General features: G+C 37.3%; 8 protein-coding genes. 3 read left to right on the top strand and 5 right to left on the bottom strand.

Annotated elements, in window-relative coordinates; translation table 11 throughout:
• Window positions 1–595 precede the first annotated feature (595 nt).
• The gene (locus HYQ40_09640) at window positions 596–1,294 is read left to right on the top strand and encodes a prepilin peptidase (protein ID MBZ6528040.1); all 699 of its coding nucleotides are present in this window, start codon (window positions 596–598) and stop codon (window positions 1,292–1,294) included.
• A 77-nt stretch (window positions 1,295–1,371) separates the two neighbouring features.
• On the opposite strand, the gene rpoC is transcribed toward HYQ40_09640, so the two are convergent.
• The 3 genes from rpoC to HYQ40_09625 all read right to left on the bottom strand — a co-directional run bounded on the left by rpoC (window position 1,372) and on the right by HYQ40_09625 (window position 9,934).
• On the bottom strand, window positions 1,372–5,043 hold the full coding sequence (gene rpoC / locus HYQ40_09635; protein ID MBZ6528039.1) for a DNA-directed RNA polymerase subunit beta': 3,672 nt from the start codon (window positions 5,041–5,043) through the stop codon (window positions 1,372–1,374).
• 98 nt (window positions 5,044–5,141) lie between these two features.
• Window positions 5,142–8,732, bottom strand: a complete 3,591-nt coding sequence (rpoB, locus tag HYQ40_09630; GenBank protein ID MBZ6528038.1) for a DNA-directed RNA polymerase subunit beta — start codon at window positions 8,730–8,732, stop codon at window positions 5,142–5,144.
• Between the two features lie 587 nt (window positions 8,733–9,319).
• Window positions 9,320–9,934 carry a class I SAM-dependent methyltransferase gene (locus tag HYQ40_09625; GenBank protein ID MBZ6528037.1) on the bottom strand — a complete coding sequence of 205 codons (615 nt, stop codon included), beginning with the start codon at window positions 9,932–9,934 and terminating at the stop codon, window positions 9,320–9,322.
• A 100-nt stretch (window positions 9,935–10,034) separates the two neighbouring features.
• On the opposite strand from HYQ40_09625, the gene HYQ40_09620 reads away from it, so the two are divergent.
• Window positions 10,035–10,907: an HAD family phosphatase gene (locus HYQ40_09620; GenBank protein MBZ6528036.1), complete on the top strand. Its 873-nt coding sequence runs from the start codon at window positions 10,035–10,037 to the stop codon at window positions 10,905–10,907.
• Window positions 10,908–10,979: 72 nt separating this feature from the next.
• On the top strand, window positions 10,980–11,732 hold the full coding sequence (locus HYQ40_09615; protein ID MBZ6528035.1) for an alpha/beta fold hydrolase: 753 nt from the start codon (window positions 10,980–10,982) through the stop codon (window positions 11,730–11,732).
• A gap of 92 nt (window positions 11,733–11,824) precedes the next feature.
• On the opposite strand, the gene HYQ40_09610 is transcribed toward HYQ40_09615, so the two are convergent.
• Complete coding sequence (locus HYQ40_09610; GenBank protein MBZ6528034.1) at window positions 11,825–12,661, bottom strand: alpha/beta fold hydrolase; 837 nt, start codon at window positions 12,659–12,661, stop codon at window positions 11,825–11,827.
• Between the two features lie 158 nt (window positions 12,662–12,819).
• Window positions 12,820–13,926 carry a VOC family protein gene (locus HYQ40_09605; protein MBZ6528033.1) on the bottom strand — a complete coding sequence of 369 codons (1,107 nt, stop codon included), beginning with the start codon at window positions 13,924–13,926 and terminating at the stop codon, window positions 12,820–12,822.
• Between the last annotated feature and the right edge of the window lie 13 nt (window positions 13,927–13,939).

The following is a 13,939-nucleotide window of genomic DNA, read 5'->3' as shown; positions in this document are numbered from 1 at the left end:
CTTTTTATACTGGTGGTCATCCAGATCGAATTGTTTGGTTGTGTCTGCTGATAAATCAACAGACCCCATTACACATTTGGTGTGTTTATCTTTGTTCAGTTTTCAATGAGCTTTCGTTGTGCTTTTTTCAAGCGACAACTTTTATATTGTATCACATCCTCCAAACTGTTGTCAACACTTTTTTAAAAGCGTATCGAATATATCGTTTGCTTAGATATGTTTCATTGTCTTCTTGACAACTTAATAAGTATACCACGCATTTTGCGTCGATGTCAACAATTTTTTAATAATTGTTTTTCAACACTTTGTTCGTGTTTTTTTGTAACCGCTACAAACGTTACTGTAACGACTTACGTTATAATAACACTGCATTTACATATTGTCAACAAGTTTGTAAATTCTTTGTAAATTTAATGTAAATGATTTTGCCATCAGACAATTTAATCAACGTCCTGTGACGACAAAGAATAATATACCATTAATTTTGGTAGTTGGTCAACCTTTTTTTCCTGTTTTCTCACTTTTTTTACTTTTAAATCATTTTTAATAATGGATTTAGAGGTTTTTCTTGTATATATATATAGGAGGTTTTTATATGATTTATATTGTCTCGTTTATTCTCGGTAGTTGCCTTGGCTCCTTCGCTTACTGTTTTGCACATGATTGGGTAAATCAACAAATTAATTTATCTCGACGTTCCTCATGTGATCATTGTTCTACTACACTTATTGCAATAGATCTTATTCCCATTATTTCACAAATATTGGCGTCTTTTCGGTGCAGATATTGTAATTATCCAACGAGTCCCTTCTATATAATAGTTGAATTCGCTAGTGGCATTTTTATGGTTTGGTCTACGTTCATTCTTTTTGAATACCCTTTTTACTTTGTTGTCGTTTTTACTTTGATTGCTCTTTTAATGATTTTTTGTGACGTGCACGCTATGATTATCCCAGATTTATTACAAGGTTCACTTCTACTCGTATCTTTTTACATCCTTTTTATGAGTCACCTTAACATATGGGATCAATTCTTACTGGCATTTACTACCTTTACAGCTCTGTTTCTCTTTAATATTTTAAGACCTGGTTCAATCGGAGGTGCAGATATTAAAACCTTTACCATTCTATCTTTATGTATTCCTATACCTTTGTTTCCTTTATTCTTATTAATCTGTTCGAGTTCAGCTCTTCTATTCATTATTTTAAGATACGTATTCTCAAAAAAAGTTATTAGTCCACTCCCCTTTTTTCCTTTTATCTTTTTCGGATTTTACTGTGTTCTTTCTATGTAGTTTACTTATAACACAAAAACGCCACCTCACTCTGATGTACCTAGAGTGAGGTGGCATTTGTTAAAAAGATTAATTAATTATTTGAATGAAGATTCAGTATCTTTTTCTTCTTTTGCTTTATCTTCTTTTGCTTTTTCTTTCGCTAATCTTTCTTCTTCTTGAATTCTTTCGATATCCACAGACGTTGATGTTTCAAGTGAACGGTAACGGTTCATACCTGTACCAGCCGGAATAAGCTTACCGATAATAACGTTCTCTTTCAGTCCAATCAATTCATCGCGATCTCCACGGATAGCAGCATCTGTTAACACACGAGTCGTTTCTTGGAATGATGCAGCAGAGATGAATGAATTTGTCTCTAGAGCTGCTTTTGTAATTCCTAGTAAGACTGGACGTGCTGTTGCAGGGACTTCTCCTGCTTTAATTGCCGCTTCATTGGCTTTAGTAAAGTCAGCGATATCTAATAATGCACCTGGTAGGATATCTGTAGAAGCTGGATCCATAACACGTACTTTACGAAGCATTTGGCGAACCATTACTTCCACGTGTTTATCTCCAATTTCTACCCCTTGTCCACGATATACATTTTGTACTTCATGTAGCATATAGTTTTCAACTGTTATAACATCAGTTACACGTAACAATTCTTTCGGATCAATAGAACCATCTGTTAAGGCTTGTCCACGTTCAACAGAATCACCCACTGCAACTTTAAGTCGTGATTGGAAAGGTACATTATATGTACGCGTATCTGTAATACCACGCACTGTAATATCTTTCGTACGGTCAGAAGATTTTTCTTCAATTGCTTCAATTTGACCAGCAACTTCAGTAATTTGAGCCAATCCTTTCGGATTACGCGCTTCAAAAATCTCTTGGATACGAGGAAGACCTTGAGTGATATCTCCACCACCGGCAACCCCACCCGTATGGAATGTACGCATTGTTAATTGAGTACCAGGCTCACCGATTGATTGAGCAGCAATTGTACCAACTGCTTCTCCAACTTCAACTTCATCACCTGTAGCTAAGTTACGACCGTAACAGTGTTTACATACACCGTGAATCGTATCACACGTAAACACTGATCGAATAGTTACTTCTTCAATACCAGCAGCAATGATTTGTTGTGCAATATCTTCTGTAATTAACTCACTATTAGAAATAATCACTTCTTTAGTATCTGGATGACGAATAGTTTTTTGTAAGTAACGGCCAATTAGACGTTCTTCAAGTGATTCAATCACACTGTTACCATCTTTTATTGCGCTAATTACGAGTCCTTTATCTGTTCCACAGTCATCTTCACGAACAATAACATCTTGTGCCACATCAACTAAACGACGTGTTAAGTAACCTGAATCGGCTGTCTTCAATGCAGTATCGGTCATCCCTTTACGAGCCCCATGGGTAGAAATAAACATTTCTTGAACGTTTAATCCCTCACGGAAGTTAGATGTAATCGGTAATTCGATTATCTTACCACTTGGAGCGGCCATGTTACCACGCATACCAGCTAGTTGAGTTAAGTTAGAGATGTTACCACGGGCACCAGAGTCAGACATCATACTAATTGGGTTAAGACGCGGTAATTTTGCGACTAATTCATTTTGAATTTGATCTTTCGCGCGTTCCCAAGTACGAATAACATTGTTATAACGCTCATCTTCAGTGATTAAACCACGACGGTATTGCTTAGTAATTTTTTCAACACGATCATGAGCATCTGTAATGATAACTTCTTTAGTGTCTAAGTTAATTACGTCTGCAACCCCTACAGTAATACCTGAACGAGTTGAGTGTTTATAACCTAAGTCTTTCATCTTATCTAGCATGATAGATGTTTCTGTAACTTGATAACGTTTGAACACTTCTGCAATCACGTTACCTAAATGTTTTTTCTTGAATGGAGGAACAAGTTCCATCTCTTTAATCGCTTCTTTGACATCTACTCCATGGTCGATGAAGTATTTGTCAGGTGTGCGTTCGATTAAGTTTTCATTCGTTGGTTCATTTAAGTAAGGGAACTCTTCTGGCATGATTTGGTTGATAATAATTTTACCAACTGTCGTCATCATCAAGCGTTCTTTTTGCCATTCAGTAAATGGTTTTCCTTCTAATGCTGTTGCTGGAATCGCAATACGTGAATGTAAGTGAACATATCCATTTTGGTAAGCTAGTTCAACTTCACTTACAGATGAGAAAATCATACCTTCTCCGATACGTCCTTCTTCTTCTAAAGTTAAGTAATAGTTACCTAAAACCATATCTTGAGATGGTGTAACAACTGGTTTACCATCTTTAGGGTTAAGGATATGTTGTGCAGCTAACATTAATAGACGCGCTTCTGCTTGAGCTTCTTCAGATAATGGAACGTGAACAGCCATTTGGTCACCATCAAAATCGGCGTTATAAGCCTCACACACTAATGGGTGAAGACGAATTGCTTTACCTTCAACGATAACTGGCTCGAAAGCTTGAATACCTAAACGGTGAAGTGTAGGTGCGCGGTTTAAAAGAACCGGATGTTCTTTTATAACATCTTCAATAACTGGCCAGATTGCATCATCTTGAGTTTCAATCATTTTCTTCGCGTTTTTAATGTTTCCTGCGATATCGCGTTCAACTAATTCTCTCATTACAAATGGCTTGAATAATTCAATTGCCATTTCTTTTGGCAGACCACATTGGTACATCTTTAATGATGGACCAACAACGATTACCGAACGACCTGAATAGTCAACACGTTTACCAAGTAAATTCTGACGGAAACGCCCTTGCTTACCTTTTAACATGTGCGATAGTGATTTCAATGGACGGTTACCCGGTCCGGTTACTGCGCGACCACGACGACCGTTATCCACTAACGAATCAACAGCTTCTTGTAACATACGTTTCTCATTTTGAACGATAATGTTTGGTGCACCAAGATCTAATAAACGTTTCAGACGGTTATTACGGTTAATAACACGACGGTATAAGTCGTTTAAATCACTTGTTGCAAAACGGCCACCTTCAAGTTGAACCATTGGACGTAATTCAGGTGGAATAACTGGTAAGGCATCCATAATCATCCAAGTTGGATCGTTACCTGATTCTAAGAATGAATCCAGAATATCAAGACGACGAATTGCACGCGTACGTTTTTGTCCTGTCGCTGTTTTCAACGCTTCTTTTAATTCTGCTACTTCTGTTTTAATATCAACCGCCGCTAATAGGTCACTAATTGCTTCAGCACCCATTTTCGCTTTGAATCGATTTCCAAATTCACGACGTTTTTCACGATACTCTGTTTCAGTTAATAAAGACTTAACTTCTAATGGTGTATCTCCTGATTCAATTACAATATAAGAAGCGAAGTAAATAACTTCTTCTAATAATCGTGGACTTAAATCTAAGATAAGACCCATACGACTTGGAATTCCTTTGAAATACCAAACGTGAGTAACTGGAGCTGCTAATTCGATATGTCCCATACGTTCGCGACGTACTTTAGAACGTGTAACTTCTACACCACAACGTTCACAAACACGACCTTTATAGCGAATACGTTTGTACTTACCACAAGAACATTCCCAGTCTTTTGACGGACCAAAAATACGCTCACAGAATAAACCATCTTTTTCCGGTTTAAGTGTACGGTAATTAATTGTTTCAGGCTTTTTAACTTCACCGTATGACCAACTACGGATTTTCTCTGGGGATGCTAAACCAATCTGCATTGATTCAAAAGTATTAACATCTATCAAAGGGCCAACCTCCTTATAAAATTGCCGATAGTCGATGGAGTCCACTCATTCAAAGAGTGGCCCTGACCATCAATCTATCCTGTCATACTAAATTTAAATTATTTATCAGTGTTTTTTTCTTTTGCTTCGCTTGCGGCAACTGGTTTACTACCTGTTTGTTTTTGATCTTCTTTATACTTCTCTAATGCGTTGAAGTTAATGATGTCATCGTCTTCTTCGTCATCTTGTAAGTCGATTTCTTTATGTTCCGCATCAAGTACTTGTAAGTCTAATCCTAAAGATTGTAACTCTTTTACTAACACTCGGAACGATTCAGGTACACCTGGTTTTGGAATTGGCTCACCTTTTACAATGGCTTCATACGTTTTCACACGTCCTACAACGTCATCCGACTTGTAAGTTAAGATTTCTTGTAACGTGTAAGCAGCACCATATGCCTCAAGTGCCCAAACCTCCATCTCACCAAAACGTTGTCCACCAAATTGTGCTTTACCACCTAATGGTTGTTGCGTTACTAATGAGTATGGTCCTGTTGAACGAGCATGGATTTTATCGTCAACCATGTGTCCTAATTTAAGCATGTACATAACTCCAACAGATACTTTACGGTCAAATGGTTCACCTGTTCGACCATCATATAAGGTAGTCTTAGCATCTTCGGCTAAGCCAGCTTCTTTGATTGTCTCCCAAACATCTTCTTCACTTGCACCATCAAATACTGGTGTAGAGATGTTAATCCCCATCTCACGTGCAGCCATACCGAGGTGAAGCTCGAATACTTGCCCGATATTCATACGTGATGGTACCCCTAATGGATTCAGCATAATATCAACTGGAGTTCCATCCGGTAGGAATGGCATATCCTCTTCCGGCACGATTAAAGAGACAACCCCTTTATTTCCGTGACGTCCGGCCATTTTATCCCCTTCACTAATTTTACGTTTTTGTACAATATAAACACGAACTAACATGTTTACACCAGGTGATAATTCGTCTCCGTTTTCACGCGTAAATATTTTCACGTCGTGAACGATTCCGCCCCCACCATGTGGTACACGTAGTGATGTATCACGTACTTCACGTGCTTTCTCACCAAAGATTGCATGTAATAATCGCTCTTCTGCAGATAATTCCGTTACACCCTTAGGTGTTACTTTACCTACTAGAATATCACCATCACGTACTTCAGCACCGATAGCAATGATTCCATCTTTATCAAGATATTTCAGCGCGTCTTCACCGACGTTAGGAATTTCACGAGTAATCTCTTCAGGTCCTAATTTAGTATCACGTGCTTCTGATTCATATTCTTCAATATGAATTGATGTATATACATCATCTTTTACAAGTCGTTCTGACATGATAATAGCATCCTCATAGTTGTATCCATCCCAAGTCATGAAGGCTACTAATGGGTTTTGACCTAAGGCCATTTCTCCATTTTCCATTGATGGTCCATCAGCTAAGATGTCGCCTTGTTCAACCATTTCGCCTGATTCAATAATTGGGCGTTGGTTATAACATGTACCCGCATTTGAACGTGCGAATTTAGTTAAATGATAATCATCGAATGATCCGTCTTCTAATTGAACACGGATATGATCTGCATCAACATAAGTAACTTTACCAGAACGTTTACATAGTAAAGCCGCCCCTGAGTCATGTGCTGCTTGATATTCCATACCAGTACCGATATATGGTGCTTTAGGATTAATCAATGGTACAGCTTGTCGTTGCATGTTCGCTCCCATCAGGGCACGGTTCGAGTCATCGTTCTCTAAGAAAGGAATTGATGCTGTTGCTACAGAGACAACCTGCTTAGGTGAAACGTCCATGAAGTCAATTTGATTTCTTGGCACTTCGATATTCTCAGATTTGTAACGAGCCATAACTGTTTCGTTAGTAAAAGTTCCATCTTCATTCAGTAATGAGTTTGCTTGCGCAACGATATATAAATCTTCCTCATCAGCTGATAGATAGTGAATCTCTTCCGTTGCACGGTTAGTTTCACGATCAATTTTACGGAATGGTGTTTCAATGAACCCAAACTCGTTAATTTTAGCATAAGTCGCTAATGAGTTAATTAAACCGATATTCGGTCCCTCAGGTGTCTCAATTGGACACATACGACCATAGTGAGAGTAATGCACGTCACGCACCTCATACCCAGCACGGTCACGGGTTAATCCACCAGGTCCTAATGCTGATAGTCGACGTTTATGTGTTAACTCACCTAATGGATTTGACTGATCCATGAACTGAGATAATTGAGATGAACCAAAGAACTCTTTGATTGCAGCTACAACTGGTCGAATATTAATCAATTGCTGTGGCGTCATTGACGTTGTATCTTGTAACGACATACGTTCACGAACAACACGTTCCATACGAGATAATCCAATACGGAATTGGTTCTGAAGTAATTCACCTACTGAACGAATACGACGGTTACCTAAATGGTCAATATCATCTGTTCCACCAATTCCAAAGTCTAAGAATAAATAGTAGTTAATTGAAGCAATGATATCTGCTGGAGTTAAGCTCTTAGCTTCTTCAGTTAAATGACCATTACCAATAATATTAATTATTTTTTCAGGATCTTCTGGTGAATAAACTCGAACAACTTGAACATCGATTGGCTCTGCTACAACCGCTTCTGGAGCAGGGTGTAAAGTAACCATATTTAATCCATTATCTAAATAAGGAACTAATTTCTCGATATCATCTTGTTCTAATTTAGTGCCTTCAGCAAAAAGAACTTCTCCAGTCTCAGGATCCGCTAAAGTTTCGGCCAAAGTTAAGCCTAATAGACGGTATCTAAGATGAAGCTTTTTGTTAATTTTGTAACGCCCAACAGGCGCTAAGTCATAACGGCGTGGATCGAAGAATCGTCCTGTTAATAGGTTTCTTGCACTTTCCGCTGTTTTGGGTTCACCTGGACGTAGACGCTCATATACATCTTTTAAGGCTTCTTCAACACGTGAATCCGCAACGTTCTTATGTACGTCTTTATCAATAGTTGTGTTTAATAGCTCTGATTCAGTTAAGATATCATAAATCTCTTCATCTGATCCAAATCCTAAAGCACGAACTAATTCTGTTAATGGTAATTTACGCGTACGGTCGATACGTACGTATGCAACACCTTTAGCATCTGTTTCAAATTCTAACCATGCACCACGGTTTGGAATAACAGTTGACGTAAACGTGTGACGGTTTTTCTTATCTAAACGGTCATGGAAATATACACTAGGAGAACGTACTAACTGAGAAACAATAACACGTTCCGCTCCATTAATAATGAACGTTCCCATTTCTGTCATCATTGGGAAGTCCCCAAAGAAAACAACTTGTTCTTTTACTTCATTTGTCTCACGATTCACTAAACGTAATTTTACGTAAATTGGCTGAGAATAGTTTGCATCATGACTTCTTGCTTCGTCTACATTATATTTTGCTTCTCTAAATTCATAATCAACAAAATGTAATTCTAAGTTTTCTGTATGATCAACGATTGGCGATATATCATCAAACATAATTTTTAACCCGTCCTCAAGGAACCACTGATATGAATCAGTTTGGATTTCAATTAAATTTGGTGATTCTAGTACTTCGTTAATACGTGAATAACTACGACGCTCTGCTTTTTTACCATATTTCACAATATGATGATTACCCAAGCTCTTCACCCCTTATAAATTTTAGAACTAAGCTAAATGTTACAGAAATATTACAAGTATTAACAATGTGTTACACTTGCTGTTTTTACCCAATTTTGGGCAAAAAAATAACAAAGGATTGCGGACTTTTGAAAAAGCGACTCAATCTTTTGTTTTATTCTGGCGAAAACACGGCTGGACAATATTTCAGCTGAGTTCTCTTCATCTATACCTATTCTTTGCGTTTATCTATACTACTAGATAATAGGCAGGTTGTCAACATCTTATTTATTTTTCAACGATTAAACACGCTTACTTTCAAAAACACCCGCATTATATGGCACTTGAACATCGAATGAATTATATAAAAGTGAATGTTTTACGCATATTTCAGTGCCATCTGAGAATTCATCGTGACCATTGCGGTAGTTCGTCCTTTTTCACGGAACATGAATTCCACATTGGCACTCCAATATGCCTTATTCGGTTAGAAAAAATTAAATCATTCATAATCAAGACGTTTATTGTTACTAAATTCACTTCCATTACGGTCGCCGAAACGTTCTCAATAAAGTAATTGAATCAATTTAACCTTTACACAACAACATACTTTATAACTAAACTTCTTTTTCGCTCATTAATATCCAATAACCTTTGTCTTGCTTTACTTTCGTAACATTCCTAAAGATATCTTCCATGTGATTAAGCAATGATGGTGCTCCTTGTTTCTTTTGGATAACAACCCACAGCGAACCATTTGGTTTCAGTTGTTTATAGGCATGTGTAATAAACTCATGGACAGACTTCTTACCTGCACGAATAGGGGGATTAGTTAGCACGAAATCATACTGGCCACCTAATTCAACCGTCGTTGCATCATCTAAAACCCATTTAATCTGTCCAACTTTGTTCAACTCAGCATTTCGCTTAGCTAACTCAAAAGCACGTTCGTTTAATTCTACTCCTGTGAAATCGACATTCAAATGTGCTTTAGCTAAAGTAATCAGAATCGGACCGTATCCACTACCTAATTCTAAAACACTTTGCCCTTCTTCTAAATTCACGTTTTCAGAGAAGGTTTCTATTAGACGCTGCGAACCGAAGTCCACTCGATCTTTGGAGAACACGCCACTATCTGTCATCAACTTTAACTCAATGCCATTAACGATTGTTCTAATTTGCTTCTCATTGTGTTTACTTTGGGGATTATTAGAGAAATATTGCTCATTCATATTATTCACCTCTTTATGTACTTAGCAATATCATATCACTTTATCCAGTTTCATGTTAAACTATAGTCAGAAATAATCTAAAATTATTGGAGGATATTAAATGGTTAAGTTATTTGTCTCGGATATGGATGGGACACTTCTCAATGAAGAACATGTGATTTCTGATAGAAATGCTAGTGCAGTAAAAGCTTTACAACAAGCAGGAATTGAATTCGTCATCGCTACTGGACGGGCTTACAACTCAGCCAAACCAATCTTGGACGTTCATAATATCAACTGCAAAATGATTAACCTTAACGGAGCTGCGGTTTATAATCTTAATGGTGAAATTGAAACAAAGATCCCCTTAGAAATTGGCACTGTCAAAAAAATGTTAAAGTATCTAGATGAATCTGACACAGAATATTCTGTGATGACTGACAAATATTTCTATGTTGATGATAAGGAAGCTTTTATCGAACGCGTGCACGAAATGCTTCGTAAATTAGATATTGAAAAGCATACTAATATCAAAACAGATGATGCTTATTCTAGCGACGCTCAGTTTATCCATGAGATTGCTTATATCAAAGGTATGGATGAATTTAGTTATACTGACGATACGATGGCATTAAAGTTCATGGTTTTCGGTGAACCTTCTGACAATAAATTAACTAACTTCTATGAAGCATTTAAAGCATTAGAAGATTTAGATATCACGTCTTCTGGACCAGATAACCTTGAGATTACTCATTCAAAAGCTCAAAAAGGTTTTGCTGTTGAAAAGTATGCTGCTTCTCGCGGGATATCTATGGAAGATGTCGCAACGATTGGTGACTCATTAAACGATCGTTCTATGCTAAAAATGGCGGGTCATAGTTATGCAATGGGAAATTCAGCACCAGAAGTAATAGAAATGGCTAAAACCATCGCCCCATCACATCGTGAAGATGGTGTTGCTGTCGTAATCGAAGAATTACTTAAACAATTATAATCTATTCAACAGGCAGTATAACTAAAGTTGTATTGCTTGTTTTTATTTTAATTAAAGGAGAGGAGTATACTCATGTACAAGTCAAATGACACTATTTACTACCAAGAAGGTCCACGTTGCATTCTATTATTGCATGGTTTTGTCGGAAGTATACAAGAAATCGGACGGACTGCAAGAGCTCTTCGAAAAGCCGGTTACAGTGTCTATGCATTCAACTTAGCAGGACATGGTACAAAGCCCGTAGGTGATTTGTTTGATATTCATCCATCTGAATGGATTCAGCAAATAGATGAAGCAATCCAATTCTTAGAGGAGGAGGGTTATAAGCGGATTGCGATTATGGGCCTTTCTCTAGGTGGAATATTGGCATTAAATGCTACTCAAAAATATCCTAATCGCTTTGTAGGAGTAGGTGCTTTCAACAGCCCTTGTATCAATGGATTAGACCCAACACCTATTAGAAAATACATAACTGCCTCAATTAAGCGCATATTATCTCATCGTAAATGGTCAGATACGGAAATTCAAAAAGAGATTGATAAATTAACACCATTAATGAATCAACAAATTGATCAGATTGATGAATTAATTATAGGTGTTCGAAATGACTTACCTGAAATAACAACGCCTGCTTATATCGCAAAGTCTATCAAAGATGAATTGATTGATCCCAAAACCCAAGATACCATCGCAAGTAAATTAATCAACACAGACGTCCAACTTGATAGTTTTCAAGATGGGAAACACGTCATAACAACAAGCCCAGCTTTTCGTGAATTTCAAGAAGCTTTGATTGATTATCTTAATCACTTAAATTGGACATAAAACAATAAAACCGGAAAGACTCAAAGGTGGTATGAGTTTTTCCGGTTTTAATATTTATATAGTTAGAATTAGACTTGGGGTAGAAATTTAACTTAATCTTCTTTTACGAAGTCATTTACTAGAGTAGAGAATTCAAGTGACTTCTCAATTTGTACCCAGTGTCCACATTTTCCGAAGATATGTAAATCAGCATTTTCAAGCAGATTGATTAAACGGTAAGAATTTTCTACTGGAACAACTTTATCCTCACGACCGTGAACTAACAATGTCTTATGTTTAATTTTCTTAATTTCTTCATCTGGGAATGATAAATCATCCGCAGAGCTTTGACGTGGGTGTGGAAACATTGAACTGAATGCTTCGTGGAAACCAGGCTCTTGACTTGCTTCATGACGTACAGTAACTAATTCCTCACTAGCGAATTTTTTGTCATAGGCGAATAAATCAATTAACTCAGCCATATGCTCTTTCGTTCCTTTATAACCCCATACCTCGTTTAGTCCATAAGGCATATCCATTTCAACACCCATTGCACCCATTGTAATAATCTTATTAACGCGGTCTGGTGCTTTAAGTGCAACTGAAATCGCTAATGATCCACCGAATGAGTTACCAACTAAGTTAGCTTTTTCAATATTCAATGCATCCAGGAAATCAATAATTTGTTCTGTCCAAAGATCAATACCGAAATCTACTTGATCACCTGTTGGTTTGTCAGAATATCCAAAACCTACCATATCTAATGCGTAAGCATGATTATCTACACCAACTTCTGGTAATACTAAACGCCAGTTAGCATACGCCGATACACCAGGTCCTGAACCGTGGATAAATACTAATGGAACGCCACCGTTATTTTCTCCAACTTCTAGATAATTCGTTGTAAACTTACCTGTCTTAACGCTTTTTCCAATTTCTGGTCTACTCATTAAAATTTCCTCCTTTATTTTTAACTATTGCAACTCGTCTACATGTTCCATTATAAGAGATAACGATTTCATTATCAGGTTAGAGTCTCACATAACGAAACAATCAATGTTTAAAATGAAAGGCGGATTCTAAATCCGCCTCTACATTTTAAACAGTATTATTCATCACTTAAATCAAATTCAAATGTGTCGTATAATTTACGCTCACGTTCTTTACTGATATGAACTGCCATATCTTCTTTTTCTAGTGAGTTCTTGATTGGATTGAAGTAGCAGTTTAAATCGTCAGTCTGATCTTCAATTCTTGGAGTACCATAACGGAAGTAAGTTTCTGGTAATTCTCCACCATACCAGATGATTGCTTTTGCAGCATCTTCTGGAGCCCATTTAACTGTTTCCCAGTCTGGATCAAGAATTAAGTAACCTGAATCTCCGAATAACTCAATACGGTTTCCACCTGGTTCAATAATATACATACATAATGCTTGTGATACACCGTGTTTTAATGGTCCAGCTTCAATTGGAATACCATGCTCCACACATAATTCTGATAAGTCATTCAAGTGTTGAGGAATTCCATACCAGAATGCCAAGTGGTGAAGACGTCCGTGTCCTCCAAGTTCGTCACCCATTAAAGCAACCTCATGAACTAATGGTGATACTGATAACCAAGTTGCGAAGAACTCATCTTTTTCGTTTAATACCCCTTCACGTACACGGAATCCTAATACATCACGCCAGAATTCGTGGTTTTCGTGAACCATATCCGGATGTGTCATTAAGTTAATATGATCAATACGACGAACTGGAACACCACGTGCTGGCTTACGTTGCGCACGGTTATTTAACTTAGATTCCAAGTTTTCTGATGCTTTGTATTTTTCAACTTCCCAGAATAATTCAATAACGTGTCCATCTAAATCCTCAAAGCGATATGATGTTCCGTAACCATAGTTATTATTACGAACTTCTACTTCTCTACCTGCTTCTTTTAGCGCAGCAACACGTCTGTCTAAAGCTGGTTGTGAACTAGTACGGAATGCTGAGAATCCCATTCCCGCTTCTTTAGCTTTTGTCAGAATCAATGAATATAAGTAAACGTCTTCATAAGCGCGTAAGTAAATTGAGTCGCCTTCTTCATGAACAATTGTCATACCTAAAACCTTTGTAAAGAATTCAACCGAATCTTTCAATACGGGTGTAAATAACTCTGTATGCGATAACTGATGTACATCAAAAATAGGTTCCTTAATTGTGTTTGTCATAATAAATTTCTCC

The sequence above is a fragment of the Aerococcaceae bacterium DSM 111021 genome (assembly GCA_020112395.1).
GTDB lineage: Bacteria > Bacillota > Bacilli > Lactobacillales > Aerococcaceae > Ruoffia.
The sequence above is the reverse complement of the archived record's forward strand: the minus strand, read 5'-3'. Positions and strand labels throughout refer to the sequence as shown.

Coding starts and splice junctions, on each gene's coding strand:
- HYQ40_09640 (MBZ6528040.1), top strand. CDS start 596: ATGATTTATATTGTCTCGTTTATTCTCGGTAGTTGCCTTGGCTCCTTC.
- HYQ40_09625 (MBZ6528037.1), bottom strand. CDS start 9,934: ATGAATGAGCAATATTTCTCTAATAATCCCCAAAGTAAACACAATGAG.
- HYQ40_09620 (MBZ6528036.1), top strand. CDS start 10,035: ATGGTTAAGTTATTTGTCTCGGATATGGATGGGACACTTCTCAATGAA.
- HYQ40_09615 (MBZ6528035.1), top strand. CDS start 10,980: ATGTACAAGTCAAATGACACTATTTACTACCAAGAAGGTCCACGTTGC.
- HYQ40_09610 (MBZ6528034.1), bottom strand. CDS start 12,661: ATGAGTAGACCAGAAATTGGAAAAAGCGTTAAGACAGGTAAGTTTACA.
- HYQ40_09605 (MBZ6528033.1), bottom strand. CDS start 13,926: ATGACAAACACAATTAAGGAACCTATTTTTGATGTACATCAGTTATCG.